The organism is Lentisalinibacter salinarum (assembly GCF_040706555.1).
GTDB lineage: Bacteria > Pseudomonadota > Gammaproteobacteria > Steroidobacterales > Woeseiaceae > Lentisalinibacter > Lentisalinibacter salinarum.
Map to the genome: position 1 here is coordinate 383,303 of NZ_JAPDRH010000003.1, position 16,901 is coordinate 400,203.

Annotated in this window: 18 protein-coding genes and 1 tRNA gene; 9 read left to right on the top strand and 10 right to left on the bottom strand. The window is 66.2% G+C overall.

What is annotated here, in order from left to right:
• Positions 1-3: 3 nt before the first annotated feature.
• On the bottom strand, positions 4-1,494 hold the full coding sequence (locus tag ACJMKZ_RS12305; protein WP_405233503.1) for a carnitine 3-dehydrogenase: 1,491 nt from the start codon (positions 1,492-1,494) through the stop codon (positions 4-6).
• Positions 1,491-2,402 (bottom strand): BKACE family enzyme, encoded by a 912-nt coding sequence (locus ACJMKZ_RS12310; protein WP_405233504.1) that lies wholly within the window; start codon positions 2,400-2,402, stop codon positions 1,491-1,493. The genes ACJMKZ_RS12305 and ACJMKZ_RS12310 overlap by 4 nt, the downstream gene beginning before the upstream one ends.
• Positions 2,403-2,749: 347 nt before the next feature.
• Between ACJMKZ_RS12310 and ACJMKZ_RS12315 the strand changes: the two genes are divergently transcribed.
• Complete coding sequence (locus tag ACJMKZ_RS12315; protein ID WP_405233505.1) at positions 2,750-3,946, top strand: aromatic ring-hydroxylating oxygenase subunit alpha; 1,197 nt, start codon at positions 2,750-2,752, stop codon at positions 3,944-3,946.
• A 180-nt stretch (positions 3,947-4,126) separates the two neighbouring features.
• Here ACJMKZ_RS12315 and ACJMKZ_RS12320 read toward each other — a convergent pair.
• The 3 genes from ACJMKZ_RS12320 to dapA form a co-directional block, all read right to left on the bottom strand.
• Positions 4,127-4,217 (bottom strand) — tRNA-Ser (locus ACJMKZ_RS12320).
• 57 nt (positions 4,218-4,274) lie between these two features.
• Complete coding sequence (locus ACJMKZ_RS12325) at positions 4,275-4,568, bottom strand: hypothetical protein (protein ID WP_405233506.1); 294 nt, start codon at positions 4,566-4,568, stop codon at positions 4,275-4,277.
• A complete protein-coding gene (gene dapA / locus ACJMKZ_RS12330; RefSeq protein WP_405233507.1) occupies positions 4,565-5,461 on the bottom strand; it encodes a 4-hydroxy-tetrahydrodipicolinate synthase in 897 nt (298 codons plus the stop codon). Before dapA ends, ACJMKZ_RS12325 begins: the two co-directional genes overlap by 4 nt.
• Before the next feature lie 153 nt (positions 5,462-5,614).
• Between dapA and ACJMKZ_RS12335 the strand changes: the two genes are divergently transcribed.
• The 3 genes from ACJMKZ_RS12335 to ACJMKZ_RS12345 all read left to right on the top strand — a co-directional run bounded on the left by ACJMKZ_RS12335 (position 5,615) and on the right by ACJMKZ_RS12345 (position 8,279).
• The gene (locus tag ACJMKZ_RS12335) at positions 5,615-6,145 is read left to right on the top strand and encodes a glycine cleavage system protein R (protein ID WP_405233508.1); all 531 of its coding nucleotides are present in this window, start codon (positions 5,615-5,617) and stop codon (positions 6,143-6,145) included.
• 47 nt (positions 6,146-6,192) lie between these two features.
• Positions 6,193-6,663: a peroxiredoxin gene (locus ACJMKZ_RS12340; RefSeq protein ID WP_405233509.1), complete on the top strand. Its 471-nt coding sequence runs from the start codon at positions 6,193-6,195 to the stop codon at positions 6,661-6,663.
• A 104-nt stretch (positions 6,664-6,767) separates the two neighbouring features.
• Positions 6,768-8,279: a beta-barrel assembly-enhancing protease gene (locus ACJMKZ_RS12345; protein WP_405233510.1), complete on the top strand. Its 1,512-nt coding sequence runs from the start codon at positions 6,768-6,770 to the stop codon at positions 8,277-8,279.
• Positions 8,280-8,314: 35 nt separating this feature from the next.
• On the opposite strand, the gene ACJMKZ_RS12350 is transcribed toward ACJMKZ_RS12345, so the two are convergent.
• From ACJMKZ_RS12350 to ACJMKZ_RS12370, 5 genes are read right to left on the bottom strand one after another with little or no spacing between them, the layout of a single operon-like run.
• Positions 8,315-8,674 (bottom strand): STAS domain-containing protein, encoded by a 360-nt coding sequence (locus ACJMKZ_RS12350; RefSeq protein ID WP_405233511.1) that lies wholly within the window; start codon positions 8,672-8,674, stop codon positions 8,315-8,317.
• Positions 8,671-9,327: an MlaC/ttg2D family ABC transporter substrate-binding protein gene (locus ACJMKZ_RS12355; protein ID WP_405233512.1), complete on the bottom strand. Its 657-nt coding sequence runs from the start codon at positions 9,325-9,327 to the stop codon at positions 8,671-8,673. Before ACJMKZ_RS12355 ends, ACJMKZ_RS12350 begins: the two co-directional genes overlap by 4 nt.
• A complete protein-coding gene (gene mlaD, locus ACJMKZ_RS12360; protein ID WP_405233513.1) occupies positions 9,324-9,794 on the bottom strand; it encodes an outer membrane lipid asymmetry maintenance protein MlaD in 471 nt (156 codons plus the stop codon). The genes ACJMKZ_RS12355 and mlaD overlap by 4 nt, the downstream gene beginning before the upstream one ends.
• 13 nt (positions 9,795-9,807) lie before the next feature.
• Positions 9,808-10,584 carry a lipid asymmetry maintenance ABC transporter permease subunit MlaE gene (mlaE, locus tag ACJMKZ_RS12365; protein WP_405233514.1) on the bottom strand — a complete coding sequence of 259 codons (777 nt, stop codon included), beginning with the start codon at positions 10,582-10,584 and terminating at the stop codon, positions 9,808-9,810.
• Positions 10,577-11,392, bottom strand: coding sequence for an ABC transporter ATP-binding protein (locus ACJMKZ_RS12370; RefSeq protein ID WP_405233515.1), 816 nt, complete (start codon positions 11,390-11,392; stop codon positions 10,577-10,579). Before ACJMKZ_RS12370 ends, mlaE begins: the two co-directional genes overlap by 8 nt.
• A 218-nt stretch (positions 11,393-11,610) precedes the next feature.
• On the opposite strand from ACJMKZ_RS12370, the gene ACJMKZ_RS12375 reads away from it, so the two are divergent.
• From ACJMKZ_RS12375 to ACJMKZ_RS12395, 5 genes are read left to right on the top strand one after another with little or no spacing between them, the layout of a single operon-like run.
• Positions 11,611-12,105: an SUF system Fe-S cluster assembly regulator gene (locus tag ACJMKZ_RS12375; RefSeq protein ID WP_405233516.1), complete on the top strand. Its 495-nt coding sequence runs from the start codon at positions 11,611-11,613 to the stop codon at positions 12,103-12,105.
• 7 nt (positions 12,106-12,112) lie between these two features.
• Positions 12,113-13,561 carry a Fe-S cluster assembly protein SufB gene (sufB, locus tag ACJMKZ_RS12380; RefSeq protein ID WP_405233517.1) on the top strand — a complete coding sequence of 483 codons (1,449 nt, stop codon included), beginning with the start codon at positions 12,113-12,115 and terminating at the stop codon, positions 13,559-13,561.
• A gap of 12 nt (positions 13,562-13,573) precedes the next feature.
• Complete coding sequence (sufC, locus tag ACJMKZ_RS12385; protein WP_405233518.1) at positions 13,574-14,335, top strand: Fe-S cluster assembly ATPase SufC; 762 nt, start codon at positions 13,574-13,576, stop codon at positions 14,333-14,335.
• Positions 14,332-15,645: a Fe-S cluster assembly protein SufD gene (sufD, locus tag ACJMKZ_RS12390; RefSeq protein WP_405233519.1), complete on the top strand. Its 1,314-nt coding sequence runs from the start codon at positions 14,332-14,334 to the stop codon at positions 15,643-15,645. Before sufC ends, sufD begins: the two co-directional genes overlap by 4 nt.
• Positions 15,642-16,901, top strand: coding sequence for a cysteine desulfurase (locus tag ACJMKZ_RS12395; protein ID WP_405233520.1), 1,260 nt, complete (start codon positions 15,642-15,644; stop codon positions 16,899-16,901). The genes sufD and ACJMKZ_RS12395 overlap by 4 nt, the downstream gene beginning before the upstream one ends.

Below are 16,901 nucleotides of genomic sequence, written 5' to 3' on the forward strand. Positions count from 1 at the left end.
CCTTTATTGGCGCTGGCCGACGCTGCGGCCCGCCGTTTCAGGGACGGGCAGGGCGGCATGCGCAGTGGCGAGCTGCCGCAGCGCGGCTGACGCGTCGGCCGCGGCCTCCTCGACCCGGCCGCTCGCGGTATTGACGTGCAGGTACATGGCCTCGAGCGTCGCGAGCAGGCGGTCGTCTTCGGCCGCGTGCAGACGGTAGAAAACGTGCAGGCGCTTGCCGTCCGTCGCCAATACCTGGGCGGTGCTATACATCGACGCGCCTGCGACCACCTCGTCGAAGTACTGCGTATGCGTCTCGGCCGTGTACCAGCTGCAGCCGGCAGCAACGTATTCATCATGCATGCCGACCCGCCGCAGCAGTGCCTCGCAGCTGTCACTGAAAGCCTGTACGTAGCGGTACTCGGTCATGTGCCCGTTGTAATCGATCCAGGCCGGCAGCACGGCGAGTTCCAGCAGCCGGAGCGGTCCCTGTCCCCCGGTCTGCGCAGCCGCGGGCGGCGCCCGTTCCCGCAGGTGGCGATCATGCGCATTCAGCGTCCGGCCGGCACCCCAGTCCCGCTCCTTGAGAGTGCGCAGGATGCCGACGAGGTTGCGATCGCGGATCGCCTCGAGCTCGCGGATGCTGTAATCCCCTGACTGGGCGTCGGACTGATCGGCGATCTTCGCGACCAGCGCCTCGTCGAGCTCCGGTACGTCCATCAGTCTCGTCCACGGCCACTTGAGCGCCGGGCCGAACTGGCGGATGAAATGCGCCATCCCCTCCTCGCCCCCGGCCAGCCGGTAGGTCTCGAATAGCCCCATCTGCGCCCAGCGCAGACCGAAGCCTATCCGGATCGCATCGTCCACCTCGGCCGTCGTTGCGATGTCGTCCCGCACGAGCCACAGTGCCTCGCGCCACACGGACTCGAGCAGGCGATCCGCGATATGCGCGTCGATTTCGCGGCGTACCCTGAGCGGATGCATGCCGATCGAGGCGAGCAGGTCCATCGCGCCGGCGACGATGGTTTCGTCAGTTTCCGGACCTGCGACCACCTCGACGAGCGGCAGCAGGTAGACCGGATTAAAGGGATGCGCCACCAGGATGCGCCCGGGATCCGCCGACCCCTGCCGGAGTTCGCCCGGTCTGAAGCCGGAAGTGGACGAACCGAGGATCGAATCCGGCGGTGCGGCCGCCTGGACCTCGGCGATGACCTCGTGCTTGAGCGCGAGGTCTTCGGGCACGCTCTCCTGGATCCAGTCCGCGTCGCGGACAGCGTCGGCCAGCCGCGTGCAGAAAGTCAGCTCGCCTTCGGGCGGGAGCGGCGCATCGGCCAGCGCCGGCAGGGAGCGCCGCGCATTGGCGAGCACCTCGGCAACCCGCTTTCCGGCTTCGGGATGCGGATCGCAGACGGAGACGTCCCAGCCGTGCAGCAGGAATCGGGCCGCCCAGCCGCCGCCGATGACGCCGCCGCCGAGCAACGCCGCCTTGCGGCGCCCCGGTGTCGCGGCGTTCATCGCGGAGCCCGCTTCGTGAGCTCCAGTTTCTTGCGGACGGCCTCCGGACTCATTACGGTGGCGCCCAGATCCTCGACGATCCTCGCCGCTTTCTCGACCAGCTGTGCGTTGGTCGCCAGCTCGCCCTTGCTGAGGTAGAGGTTGTCTTCCAGGCCGACCCGGACGTTGCCGCCGGCCAGCACCGCCGCCGCGACGTAGGGCATCTCGTTCCGGCCCAGCGAGAAGGCCGAGAAGTGCCAGTCGGACGGTACGTTGCTGACCATGGCCATGAGAGTATGCAGGTCATCGGGCGCGCCCCACGGAATACCCATGCAGAGCTGTACCAGGTGCGGCGCCTCGATGATGCCCTCGTCGGCGAGCTGCTTCGCGAGCCACAGATGGCCCGTATCGAAGGCCTCGATCTCGACGCGCACGCCGAGCTCCGTCATCCGCTTGCCCATGGCCCGCAGCATGCCGGGCGTGTTCGTCATGACGTAGTCGGCTTCGGCGAAGTTCATCGTGCCGCAGTCGAGCGTGCAGATCTCGGGGCGGCACTCCGCGACATGCTCGACCCGTTGCTCCGCCGACGCCATATCGGTCGCGTCTCCGGACAACGGCAATGGCGCGTCGGGGGAACCGAGCACCAGGTCACCGCCCATGCCGGCAGTCAGGTTGATCACGACGTCGGTGTCCGCGTCACGGATGCGCTCGGTGACCTCACGGTACAGGTCGACGCTGCGTGAGGGCTTGCCGGTTTCCGGCTCGCGCACGTGACAGTGCACGATGGCGGCGCCGGCCTTTGCCGCCTCGATGGCGCTGTCGGCAATCTCCTTCGGGGAGCGCGGCACGTGCGGTGACTTGTCCTGTGTGCCACCGGAGCCGGTGACCGCACAGGTGATGAAGACTTCGCGATTAATTTCCAATGGCATTGGGGACCCCCGGGATCAGTACGACTGTTCTGGACGGACAGCGTGCCCTCCGGGCAATGCGCTGTGCCGTTATCGCTGGGCGAGCGAGCGAGCCGCGGGCGGCGGCCACCAGTCGAGTACTTTTGTGTAGGGTCCTCGGATGAGCATGAGCACGCATCTCATCGATGTGTATTTCCACCATAGATGATCCGAATCGGGGTCACAAGGCGGAATCAGATGCCGGACTGCGAATCGAAGATCGCGACGTGAGCGACAGAATGCGCCGGGACTCGGATCACTTGCCGCCGAGGCCTGACTCGCCGCCATCCGCCCGCCTGCGCTAGTATGAAGAGGCGAAAGGAGAGGAAATGGCCACTGAATCCACCGAAATCAGGCCCCTGCGCAACCCCGAGAAAGTCGGCAGACCGCTTGCGCCCTGGACCTATCTGAATCCCGAAGTCCTCGATCTCGAGTACGACGCGTTTTTTCTGCGCCGCTGGCAACTGGTGGGCCATCGGAACGAAGTAGCCGAGCCCGGTGACTACGTGACGGTCGATTTGGGCCGCGACAGCGTGGTCGTGCTGCGCGGCAAGGATGGCGTGCTGCGGGCCTTCCTGAACGTCTGCCGGCACCGGGCTTCGCGGATATTCGAGGGCAAGGGCCATTGCCGTGGCGTGATCAAATGTCCTTACCATGGCTGGACCTACCAGCTCGACGGCTCCCTGCTCGGTATCCCCCGGGAAGAGAACTTCGCCCCGATCGATCGCGGCCAGTTCGGGCTGCACGAGATCCAGCTGGAGGATTTCCACGGGCTTCTTTTCGCGCGCGTCCGGGGCGACGGCCCGAGCGTGGCCGAGCAGTTCGCGCACACGGCTGAGTACTTCGAGCAGTACGACACCGGCTCCTACGTTGCCTGTGCAGAAACGGTGCGCCAGGTCTGGGACTGCAACTGGAAGGTGGCCTGGGACAACTATCTCGAGAATTATCATATCCCGGTCGGGCACCCCGGCCTGAATCGGCTGGTGGAAAGCACCGACGAGGGCGAAGAACTGACGAGCGGCCTGAGTTACGGCGTGTTCGCCATCCGGGACAAGCCGTCGAACGTCGATGCCGAGCGCCGTTACCAGGAACTGTTCCCCGCCTCGTTCGAGCGAATTCCGGAGGATCTGCACAATCGCTGGGTGCAGTTCGGCCTTGCCGGCAACCTCGGCATCGACCTCTACCCGGAGCTGCTGGACATCTTTCAGATCATGCCGCTGGGACACGACAGGACGCTCGTCCGCGCTCTCTTCTACGGCCACCCGAACCCGACGCGCGCGGAGCAGAAGCTCCGGCACCTCAACCTCGATATCAACGGTTCCATCAACGACGAGGATCGCGACCTGTGCGAACGGGTACAGAAGGGCCTGGCGACGACCGGCTACCGTCCCGGACCGCTGTCCTCAGAGGAGAGCGGTATCTGGCGCTTCCACGAAATGGTTCGCCGGCTCGTGCCGGTGACGACGCTGGACTCGCCGCCCGCCCTGGGGCAGGTCGCCGAAGAGAATCGCAGGCTCATGGAGTGACGCCGGGCCGGCGCCGCGCCTTCTGCGTAATCTATGAAGTAGCGGAGCGGGGGGATTGATTCGCCTGCTTCGCAGGCTCACTCTGCGGGCGGCTCGAACCCGATTGTCTGATATCGAGGGTTCGAACCCCGGTTCAGCGAAAATCAAAAAAAGGGCCGCGAGGGCCCTTTTCTTGTTTTTTGGCGGAGAGGGAGGGATTCGAACCCTCGATAGGGGGTTACCCTATACATGAATTCCAATCATGCGCCTTCGACCACTCGGCCACCTCTCCGGAATTCTCGTCCCGCGGCGAAGCGGGCGCGCAGATTACTGCAGCGGCCCCGCCAGTTCAATCTTCCTCGTCGTCGCGGGTTTCGGCAATGCGCTGGGAGAACGGCGGCGGCTCTTCCAGGCAGCGGCCCTCCCCGGCACCCGGCGGCGTCGAAGCCACCGGCACTTCCAGATCCCGACCTTCGTCCAGACCGCTCAGTCCCTCCGGCACCTTGACCGGATCCGTGAGCCGGCTCTCCTGGTAGGGTTTGGCCTCGCCGCAGTCGTCGCCGCCCAGGCCGAGCCCGAAGCAGCCGCTCAGCAGCATCGCCATCGCCATCCCCATCACCGGCCGGAGGATCAGTCGTTTCATTCGTTCGTCTCCGCGCCCAGCATGATGCCGGCGCCCGTGAGTGCCTCGTCCACCTGCTGCCGCAAGCGCGCGTCCAGCGGCGTGAGCGGCAGCCGTATACCCACACCCATGAAGCCCATGCGATGCAGGGCCCACTTGACCGGGATGGGATTCGACTCCAGGAACATCGCCTTGTTCACCGGCTGCAGGCGCGCGTCGATCTCGCGCACCGTCGCCTCGTCGCCGGCCGCGGCCGCCCGGCAGAGCTCCGCCATCAGGGCCGGCGCCACGTTCGCCGTCACCGACACCACCCCGTGACCGCCGTTGAGCAGGAAATCCGCGCTGGTGAAGTCGTCGCCGCTGAAATAGCGGAAATCCGCGGGACAGACCGCCTGCATTGCCTGCAGCCGGCCGATGTCGCCGGTAGCGTCCTTGATGCCGAAGATACGCTCGTGCGCCGCCAGCCTGGCCACCGCTTCCGGCAGCAGGTCCGACGACGTCCGGCCGGGTACGTTGTAGAGCATCACCGGTTTGCTCACCGCGTCCGCCACGGTCGAGAAGTGCCGGAACATGCCCTCCTGGGTCGGCTTGTTGTAGTACGGGACGACCATCAGGAAGCCGTCGATGCCGGCGCCGTCGACCGCCTGCGACAGTGCGAGGGTCTGGCGGGTGGAGTTGGAACCGGTGCCGGCCAGGATCCGGATGCGCCCGTCCGCGAGTTCCACGGAGCGGCGCACCAGCTCGGCGTGCTCCTCTTTCAGGAGCGTGGCGGACTCACCCGTCGTGCCGGCAATCACCAGCCCGTCCGTCCCCGCCTCGCAATGGAAATCGATCAGGCGCTCGAGCGCCGCATAGTCGACCTCGTCGGCATCGGTGAACGGCGTCGCGAGCGCGACCAGGCTGCCCTGGATCATGGATTACTCCGCGTGAACAAGCCGGCGATGGTACTGGCCGAGCCCGGTCCGCGGCAAGAGTGCGCGGCAAATCAATTGCTTGCACGCCGCTACAATCACAGTACACTGCGGCGACCAGCCAGCCGCGCCAGGCGCACAATCTGTTCGAGAAAAATGTCCCAACTCATTGTTATTTCAGCTATCGGAAACGACCGAACCGGTGTGGTTCAGGACCTGACGGAGACCATCCTGGAGTGCGGCGGCAATATCATCGAGAGCCGCATGAGCACCCTCGGCCAGGAATTCGCCATGCTGCTGCTGGTCTCCGGCAACTGGCATACCGTGAACCGGCTGGAGACCGAACTCGACAAGCTCGAGAAACAGCACGGGATCAACGCCACCCTGCGCCAAACCCGGGAACGCGCGGAGAAGCGGGACAGCCTGCCCTACGCCGTGGACGTCGTCTGCCTCGACCAGCAGGGAGTGGTGTTCAATATCGCCCGCTTCTTCTCGAGCCGGGGCATCGACATCGCCGAGCTCAGCACCCGCAGCTATGCGGCCGCCCACACCGGCGCGCCCATGTTCTCCGTGCAGATGAATATCAGCGTGCCCGAGCGCATCCACATCGCCCAGCTTCGCGAAGAGTTCATGGAGATGTGCGACCAGTACAACCTGGACGCCATACTCGAACCGGTGAAAGCCTGACGCCGGCGCCGCCCGGTACGGATTCCATTGCAGGAGGAGAGACCCCGATGAGCGCACCCGAAATCGGCAAGATGGTCAAGGACTTCGAGCTGCCCGCGACGGGCGAAAAGTCGGTCCGCCTGAAGGACCTGCGCGGCAAGAATGTCGTTCTGTACTTCTATCCGAAGGACTCCACCCCCGGATGCACGACCGAGGGCCAGGATTTCCGCGACCTGCACGGCAAGTTCAAGCGGGCCAACACGGTGATCCTGGGGCTCTCACGCGACTCCGTCGCCTCCCACGAGAAATTCCGGGCCAAGCACGAGTTTCCGTTCGACCTGCTGTCCGATGCGGAGGAGAAGGTCTGTCGCCAGTTCGACGTAATCAAGGAGAAGAACATGTACGGGCGCAAGGTCGTGGGCATCGAACGCAGCACTTTCCTGATCGACGACAAGGGCAAACTGCGCCGGGAATGGCGCAAGGTCAGGGTGAAGGGCCACGCCGGGGAAGTGCTCGAGGCGGCGAAGGAGCTGGCCTGACGCCGCGACCCCGTCCGGATCTCCCGTTGACACTTTCTGACGGTCCGCCGCGGAAGGCCGGCGTATAATGGGAACGCAATATGCCGGCCATTGTCCTACCTTTCATGTTGGCTGACCTCCGAAGACTGGCCGCTCTCGCTGCCAGGTCAGTGCTGCTGCTCGCGCCGCTGGCGGCGATACTCGCGAGCGGCGGGCCCCTGCTGGCGGCCGACGAGCTGCCGGATATCGGCAGCCCGGCCAACGCGATGCTGCCAAAGTCGGAGGAGGCCCGTATAGGCCGCGCCATCATGCGCGAGCTCAGGAACCGGGGCACGGTGGTCGACGACCCCCAGATCACCGAGTACATCGAGGCGATCGGCCACCGGCTGGTCGCGCACGCGAACGACGGCGAGCAGGAGTTCGAGTTCTTCGTCGTCGACGACCCGAGCATCAACGCCTTCGCACTGCCCGGGGGCTTCATCGGCGTGCATACCGGCCTGATCGAGGCGACGGAGGACGAGAGCGAACTGGCCGGCGTGCTGGCCCACGAGATCGCCCACGTGACCCAGCGCCATATCGCCCGCTCCATCTACAACAACTCCCGGGCCAGCATCATCACGCTGGCCACCATGCTGGGCGCGATCCTCGTCGGCATGGCCGCGGACGGCGGCAGCGACGCCACCCAGGGCGCCATCATGGGGGCCCAGGGCATGATGGTGCAGAACCGCATCGACTTTACCCGCCGCAACGAGTACGAGGCGGACCGGGTCGGCGTGGCCACGATGGCCGCCGCCGGTTTCGACCCCCAGGGCATGCCCGACTTCTTCGCCACCATCGGCCGTCGGGCGGGGCCGTTCGCCAGCAGCGTCCCCGAGTTCCTCCGCACTCACCCGGTGTCCAGCGCCCGCATCGCCGAGACCCGCTCCCGGGCGGCCGCGCTGAACGTGGCCGAGGTCGAGGAAACGATGGGCTACGGCCTGACCAAGGCGCGGATCATCGCCCAGGGCCGCACCTCGCCCCGGGACGCCCTCACCTACTTCCGCGAATCCGCGCCGCCAGGCGATGCCGCGCTCTACGGCGAGGCGCTGGTGCTCCTGCGCATGGACCGGCCGGCCGAGGCCCAGCGTATCTTCGAGCGGCTGATCGACCGCAACGAGGACGTGATCGCCTATCACATCGGCCTGGCCGAGGCGCAGATGGCGAACGACAACGAGATGGCCTCGCTGTCCACGTATGCGAACGCCCGCGATCTGTTCCCGCGCAACGTGCCGCTGGTGATCCGCTACGCCGAGACGCTGCTGCAGCTGGGCCGGGGCGACATGGCCCACGACATGCTGCTGGATCTGCTGAACAACACGCCGCCGACGCCGGAGCAGGTACGGCTGATCGCCCGGGCCGCCATTGCCGCCGGTGAGACGGCCGAGGCCCACTACTACCTGTCCGAGTACAACATCATGATCGGCGACCTGGTGCGGGCCGTGGGCTTCCTGTCACGGGCGCTGGAGCTGCCGGAGACCGAGCCGATTCAGCGCGCGCGCTTCGAGGCGCGGATCGATTTCATCAAGGAATACCTGAGCGAGGAGCAGCTCAGGGAGGTGGCCCGAAACGACCCCGGCCGCAATCCGGGCATCGGCTGACGGCTGGAGCCTGCCGCCGGACCGCAGGCGAAGACTCAGAGCGGCGCGGGGCTCTCTTCGCCCCCACGGTCCTCGATGAATCCCACCCAGCGCTCGCCCACGCTCAGGAGTTCCTCCACGTCGCTGGTCTGGGCGATGTTCGTGACCTTCTCCGGTATCCGACGGAAATGAATTTCACGCACGGTGTGATTCGCCCAGGTGATCCACTCCAGCAGCAGCGCCAGGCCGGCGCTGTCGGTCTTCGTGACGCCGCCCAGGTCGACTTCCAGCATCGTGTGATCGGCGAAGTGCTCGATGCTCTCCCGCAGTATCGCGGCCGCCGTCCCGAAGGTCATCTCGCCCTCCAGCGCGAAACGGCCCTCGCCCAGGTCACGGAACTCCCAGCGCTCGCTCACTTCTCGCCCGAGTCTTCAGCGTCCCCGCTATCGGACTCCCCGCCCTCGCCTTCGCGCAAACCCGCCTCACGCTCCAGCCGCTGGATGACGCCCTCCAGTCCCTTGCTGGCGATCTCCGCGTTGAGCTCGGTGCGGAAGTTGCGCACGTAGGAGATGCCCTCGACGGTCACGTCATACACCTTCCAGCCGTCCTCGCGCTTCACCAGGCCGTAGTTCACCGGCACTTCCGTGCCGTCGTCCAGTTTGACCTCGGTCCGCACCGTGGTGCGCCGCTCCTCCGGGTCGCCACGGAAGGGCAGCACTTCGATGCGCTCCTCGTCGAACTCCAGCACGCCGTCGGCATAGCGTTCGACCAGCGCCTGGTAAAAGGCGCGGATGAACCGCTCCTGCTGCTCCTCGCTAGCCGTGCGCCAGTAGCGGCCCAGCACGAGCTGGGAGGCGTAGCGGCGATCGAAGCGTGGCAGCAGAATGCCGTCGATCACCTCGTACAACTCCTGCCGGTTCTCCGACAGCTCCAGCTTGCGGCCCTCGAGGGCCTCCGAGAGTTCGTCCACCGCAGTCTCGATCACGGCGGTGGGACCTTCCGCCCGGGCGATACCCGGGAGGCTCAGCAATACGCCCAGCAGCGCCAGGGTGGTCATCCAGAATCTCATTCGTCGTCTCCCGAACCCATGTTCACCAGGAATTTACCGATCAGGTTCTCCAGCACCACCGCGGACTGCGTGAACAGCACCTCGCTGCCGTCTTCCAGGTACATCTCGGAGCCGCCAGGCTGAAGCCCGATGTACTGGCTGCCGAGCAACCCCGCCGTGAGGATGCTGGCGTCGGAGTCCTCCGGTATCTGGTCGTAGCGGTTCTCGATGCGCATGGTCACGACGGCGTCCAGTCGCTGCGGGTCGAACTCGATGGCGCTCACCCGCCCGATGGTGACGCCGGCCATGCTCACCGGCGAGCGCACCTTCAGGCTGCCCACGTTCTGGAACCGGGCCGTCACCTCGTAGGTATCGTCCTGCACGTAACCGCCGATGGTGGTCGTCTGCGTGATCAGGAAGAACAACGCGGCGAAGCCCAGGAACACGAACAACCCGGTGCTGATCTCTACGGCTCTGGTCTGTTGCATAAGCGCTGTACCTTCACATCAAGGCGGCGGTGATCATGAAATCGAGCACGAGCACGGCGATGGAGGAAATGACCACCGTGCGCGTCGTCGCCCTGCCGACCCCTTCCGCCGTCGGCAGGGCATTGTAACCCTCGAACACGGCGAGCAGGCTGGCCGCCACACCGAAGACGACGCTCTTGACCACGCCCTCCATGATGTCGGCCATTTCCACGCTCTCCCTCATCTGCGCCCAGAAGGCGCCGATATCAACCCCCATCAGCACGACGCCCACCATATAGGCGCCGAAGATGCCCACCGCGCTGAAGATGCCGGCGAGCAGCGGCATGGCGATGACGCCGCCGAGGAAACGGGGCATCACGACCCGCCGGATGGGGTCCACGGCCATCATCTCCATGGCCGAAAGCTGGTCCGTGGCCCGCATGAGGCCGATCTCCGAGGCGAGTGCCGTGCCGGCCCGGCCGGAGAACAGCAGTGCGGTCACCACGGGGCCGAGTTCCTTCATGAGCGAGAGCGCGACGAACACGCCCAGCGCGTCCTCCGAGCCGAACCGCGACAGGTTGTCGTAACCCTGCAGGCCCAGGACGCCGCCCACGAAGAAGGCGGACGTGATGATGATGGGCAGCGAGAGCGCGCCCGTATTGTGGACCTGCTGCACGATGAGCGGGAAGCGGCGCCAGATCGCCCGCGGCGTCTCGGCCACCAGACGCAGGAAGAACAGCTGCAGCTGACCGAAGGTCTGCAGGAAGCCGGCCAGTGCGTAGAGGAGATCCCGCAGCACGGTGTCAGTCACCCTCGCGGCCGAGGAGCTGCTCCGCATAGTCCGGCGCCGGGTAATGGAACGGCACCGGCCCGTCCGCCATGCCGTGCATGAACTGCCTGACCAGCTCCGAGGGTGCTCCGCTCAGCTCCTCCGGGCTGCCGGACGCCACCACCTTGCCGTCCGAGATCAGGTAGCTCACGTCGGCCACCGTGCTGATCTCCTGCACGTCGTGACTGACCACGATGCTGGAGATGCCGAGGATGTCGTTCATGCGCCGGACCAGGCGTACGATCACGCCCATCGAGATCGGGTCCAGCCCGACGAACGGCTCGTCGTAGATGAGGATTTCCGGGTCCATGACCATCGCGCGGGCGAGTGCCACCCGCCGCGCCATGCCGCCCGAGAGTTCCGCGGGCATCAGGGTGGCCGCGCCGCGCAGACCCACGGCGTGCAGCTTTGTTAGCACGATGTGGCGGATCAGGCGGTCCGGCAGATCGGTGTGCTCGCGCAGCGGGAAAGCCACGTTCTCGAACACCGGGTAATCCGTGAGCAGCGCGCCGTTCTGGAACAGCATGCCGATCTTCTTGCGCATCCGATAGATGCCGCTGCGGTTGAGCCTGGAGATATCCTCGCCGTCGACCACGATCGTGCCCTTGTTCGGCACGAGCTGGCCTGTGATCAGGCGCAGCAGCGTGGTCTTGCCGGTGCCGCTGGGGCCCATGATGGCCGTGACCTTGCCGCGCTTGATGTCGATATCCAGATGGTCGAATATCTGGCGCTGGCCCCGCGAATAGCAGAGGCCGCGGATCTCGACCACGTTTTCCGTGTTCTGGGCCATCTCCGTCCCTGTGCCATCGGTGCGCCGGGCCCGGGTCCGGGCGCTCGCGCAAGCGGCAGAGGATAGCAAAATCCTCTGCCCCGGACCCCCTGAAATACGCCCGATCTGGCACCGGAAACCAATTAGTACTAAAATGGTCCTCTATAACGTGCAGGAGAGGCTTCAGGCCGGATCCCATGATTCGGTCTTAGCGCACTCCATCAGTCGTGAGAGCCGCAATGCTGAGAATCTCGAAACTCACCGACTACGGGACCGTGGTGCTCGCGCACCTGGCGGACGCCGACCATGAGCTGCAGAGCGCCAGCGAGATCGCTGCGGCGACCGGGCTGGGCGCCCCCACCGTCAGCAAGCTGTTGAAACAGCTCGCCCACGCGGGCCTGGTGGCCTCCGAGCGCGGCGCGAACGGCGGCTACCGGCTGGCGCAGGCGCCGGAAGACATCAGCGCGGCCCATATCATCGACGCCCTGGAAGGCCCGCTGGCCATTACCGAGTGCAGCGGCCGGGAGTCGAGCTGCGAGCTGGAGGAGAACTGCAGCGTTGGCAGTTCCTGGCAACAGATAAACCGGCAGATCCGCGCCGCCCTGGCGGGTATCAGCCTGACAGAGTTGCAGAAATCGCGCCCCGCCATCCCCACATTCACGCTCGTGCCGATGCCCGCGACCACCGCGGCGACCGCTGCCATCGGCCGGGAAGACAAAACGGACGCACACTGAGCGCATTATGGCTACCAAGAGCACCGAAGTAGAGACACTGGTCAAGAGCAAGTACCGCCACGGCTTCTATACGGACATCGCTTCGGACACCGTGCCGCCCGGCCTGTCCGAGGACGTCATCGCCATGATCTCGGCGAAGAAGGACGAGCCGGAGTGGATGCTGGAGTGGCGGCTGCAGGCGTACCGGCACTGGCTGAAGATGCGCGAGCCGAACTGGGCACACGTGCAGCATCCGCCCATCGACTTCCAGGCCATCTCCTACTTCTCGGCGCCGAAATCCGACGCGGACCGGCCGAAGAGTCTGGACGAAGTGGATCCGAAGCTGCTCGAGACCTACGACAAGCTCGGCATCCCGCTGCACGAGCGGGCCCGGCTGGCCGGCGTGGCCGTGGATGCCGTCTTCGACAGCGTCTCGGTCACGACCACGTTCAAGGAGAAGCTCTCCGAGGCCGGCGTGATCTTCTGCTCGTTCTCCGAGGCCATCCGCGAGCATCCGGAACTGGTTCGCAAGTATCTCGGCAGCGTGGTACCCCGGCGCGACAATTTCTTCGCGGCGCTGAACTCCGCGGTCTTCACCGACGGCAGCTTCGTCTACGTGCCGAAGGGCGTGCGCTGCCCCATGGAGCTGTCCACCTATTTCCGCATCAACGCCGCCAATACCGGGCAGTTCGAACGCACGCTGATCGTCGCCGAGGAAGGGAGCCACGTGAGCTACCTCGAGGGCTGCACGGCCCCGATGCGGGACGAGAACCAGCTGCACGCGGCGGTCGTCGAACTCGTCGCCATGAAGGATGCGGAGATCAAGTATTCGACGGTGCAGAACTGGTATCCGGGCGACGAGCACGGCAAAGGCGGCATCTACAACTTCGTCACCAAGCGGGGCGATTGCCGCGGCGACGATTCCAAGATCTCCTGGACCCAGGTGGAAACCGGCTCGGCCATCACCTGGAAGTACCCGAGCTGCGTCCTGCGGGGCGACCGTTCGGTGGGGGAGTTCTACTCGGTGGCGGTCACCAATAACCTGCAGCAGGCCGACACCGGCACCAAGATGATCCACATCGGCAAGGAGACCACGAGCACGATCGTCTCCAAGGGCATCTCCGCCGGCCGCGCCCAGCAGGCCTACCGGGGCCTCGTGCGGGTGATGCCGAGCGCGCACAGGGCGCGTAACTACACCCAGTGCGACTCTCTGCTGATCGGGAAGGAATGCGGCGCGCATACCTTCCCCTACGTCGAGGTGAAGAACTCCTCGGCAAAGGTGGAGCACGAGGCGACCACGTCGAAGATCGGCGAGGACCAGCTGTTCTACTGCCGTCAGCGCGGCATCTCCGAAGAGGATGCCGTCAATCTCATCGTGAACGGCTTCTGCAAGGAAGTCTTCAAGGAACTGCCCATGGAATTCGCCGTCGAGGCCCAGGCTCTGCTGAACGTGAGCCTGGAAGGCGCCGTGGGCTGACGAGGACATTAAATGGAACCCTTACTCGAAATCAGGAATCTGCACGCCACCGTCGAGGGCACCGAGATCCTCCGCGGCGTCGACCTGACGGTGAATGCCGGTGAGGTGCACGCCATCATGGGCCCGAACGGCTCGGGCAAGAGCACGCTGGCCCACGTGCTGGCGGGCCGCGAGGACTACGAGGTCACCGACGGCGAAGTGCGCTTCCGCGGCCGCGATCTGCTGGAGATGGACCCCGAGGAGCGCGCCCGTGAAGGCGTCTTCCTCGCCTTCCAGTACCCGGTGGAGATCCCGGGCGTGAACAATGCCTACCTGCTCAAGGCCGCACTGAATGCCGTGCGCAAGGCCCGGGGCGAGCCGGAGGTGGACGCCATCGACTTCCTGAAACTCGTGCGCTCGAAGATGAGCCTCATGCAGATGGACCAGAGTTTCCTGAACCGGGGCGTGAACGAGGGCTTCTCCGGGGGCGAGAAGAAGCGCAACGAGATACTGCAGATGGCCGTGCTGGAGCCGGCGCTGTGTCTGCTCGACGAGACGGACTCGGGCCTGGACATCGACGCGCTGAAAGTCGTGGCCGGCGGCGTGAATTCCCTGCGCACGCCGGACCGGGCGATCGTGATGGTGACCCACTACCAGCGCCTGCTCGACTACATCGAGCCCGACGCGGTGCACGTGCTGTCCCGGGGGCGCATCGTACGCTCCGGTGACAAGAACCTGGCGCTGGAACTCGAGGAGCGCGGCTACGACTGGCTGCGGGAGGCGGCTAGCGCATGAAGGCACCGTCCCTCGACGAGACGCGGCTGCGACAGGCGGTCGAGGCCCGGCCGGGACCCGACTGGCTCGCCCGGTTTCGCGAGACGAACCTGCAGCGCTTCCTGGAGGCGGGGTTCCCGCACGTCCGCCAGGAGGACTGGAAGTACACCAGCCTGGCGCCGCTGGCGGATTTCAGCGACGACTGGCTGGCCGGCACCGCCGAGGCGCCGGGTGAGAGCGCGGAGCGCCGCGCCGCGGCGCTGGCACGGGAGGTGCTCGGCGAGTTCGATGCCCACTCCGTGGTGTTCGTGGACGGCCGCCTCGACGCCGATTCCCTCCCCGACACGCTGCCGGAAGGCGTCTCCCTGGAGCCGCTGCTGAGGACGGGTCTGCCGCCGCAGAGCGCGGCCGGCGCGTCCGCGGACGCGATGACGGCACTGAACGGCGCGCTCCTGACGGACGGCCTGCGCCTTTCTCTCGACGACACCGCCGTGCTCGACAGGCCGCTCTACCTGGTATTCGTGGTCACCGGCGAGGCGAGTGCCGTGGCCAGCCCGCGCATCGTGGTCGAGGCCGGCGCCCACGCCCGCGCGACCATCGTGGAACACTACGCCGGCGAGGCGGAGGCCCGGCGCTTCACGAACGTGGTCACCGACATCGTCCAGCACGAGGCCTCGCGCATCGAGCACTTCAGGCTCCAGCAGCAGCCGGCGCAGAGCTTTCAGGTGAGCCGGCTGCATGCCGCGCTGGCAGCGCGGGCCCGACTGGACTGCCACAGCCTCGACCTCGGCGGCCGGCTCGTGCGCCACGATACGATGGTGCGCCTTACCGACCGCGAAGCCGCCGTCAGCCTCAACGGCATCTACGTGACGGGCGGCGATCAGCATGTGGACAATCACACGCGCATCGATCACGAGGCGCCGGACACGATCAGCACCGAGGACTACCGCGGCGTGCTGAAGGACCGCAGCCGGGCCGTGTTCAACGGCAAGGTGATGGTGCATGCCGGAGCCGACGGCACCGACGCGGCCCAGTCGAACCGCAATCTGCTGCTCTCGGACAAGGCGGAAGTCGACACCAAACCGGAGCTGGAGATCTATGCCGACGACGTGAAGTGCAGCCACGGTGCCACGGTCGGCCAGCTGGACGAGACCGCGCTGTTCTATCTGCGCTCCCGGGGCATCGATACGGAGAGCGCGCGGCACCTGCTGATCTTCGCCTTCCTGCGCGAGCTGCTCGGCCGCACCGATTCCCCGGCGCTGGCGCGGCGAATGGAGCGCATGCTGGTCGGCGGCCTGCCGGAATTCGACGAACTGGAGTCATTACTGTGAGTGCACAGGAGAATCAGATAGCGGGCGATCTCGCCACCGCGGCCGTCGAGGCCCGGCGGTCGGACTTCCCGATCCTGTTCCAGGAAGTGAACGGTCAGCCGCTGACCTACCTGGACAGTGCCGCGTCTTCCCAGCGGCCGCTGCCCGTGATCGAGGCCGTGGAGCACTACGAGAAGCACGACCACGCCAACGTGCACCGCGGAGTCCATACGTTGAGCCATCGGGCAACCGAAGCCTACGAGGGCGCACGGGAGAGGGTCCGGGGGTTTATCAACGCGGCCGCCACCTCGGAGATCGTCTTCACGCGGGGCACCACGGAGGCCATCAACCTGGTGGCGAACAGCTGGGCCGCGAAGAACGTCGGTCCCGGCGACGAGATCCTGATCACGTGGCTGGAGCATCACGCGAATATCGTCCCCTGGCAGATGCTCTGCGAGCGCACGGGCGCGGTGCTGCGCGTCGCCCCCATCGACGACGCCGGCGCGGTCGACCTGGAGGCGCTGAAGGCACTGATCGGCGAGCGTACGAAGCTCATCGCCTTCTCCCATACGTCGAACGCCCTCGGCACCATCACGCCGGCGCGGGAGATCATCGCGCTGGCCCGGGAACGCGGCATCGTGACGCTGGTGGATGGCGCACAGGCGGTGCCCCACGGGCCCGTGAACGTGCAGGAACTCGGCTGCGACTTCTTCGCCTTCTCCGGGCACAAGATGTACGCGCCCACCGGGATCGGGGTGCTGTACGGCCGTGAGGCACTGCTGGAGGAGATGCCTCCGTGGCAGGGCGGTGGCGACATGATCCTCACCGTCTCCTTCGAGGGCAGCACGTGGAACGAGCTGCCTTACAAATTCGAGGCCGGCACGCCGAACATCTCGGGTGCCGTCGGCCTCGGCGCGGCGGTGGATTACCTGGCCGGCATCGGGCCGGCGGAGATCGCCCGCTACGAGACCGAGCTGCTGGCCTACCTGAACCAGCAGCTGGCCACCGTGGAGGGGCTGCGCATCATCGGCACGGCGCCCCACAAGGTGGGCGTGGTCTCGTTCATGCTGGACGAGATCCATCCTCACGACCTGGGCACTATCCTGGACCAGCTCGGCGTCGCCATCCGCACAGGTCACCATTGCGCCATGCCGGTGATGGAGCGCTACGGCCTGCCGGGCACCGCACGGGCCTCGCTCGGCCTCTACAACAACCGGGAAGACGTGGACCGGCTGGTGACGGCACTGGGGCGCGCGAAAGAGATTTTCGGAGGGTGA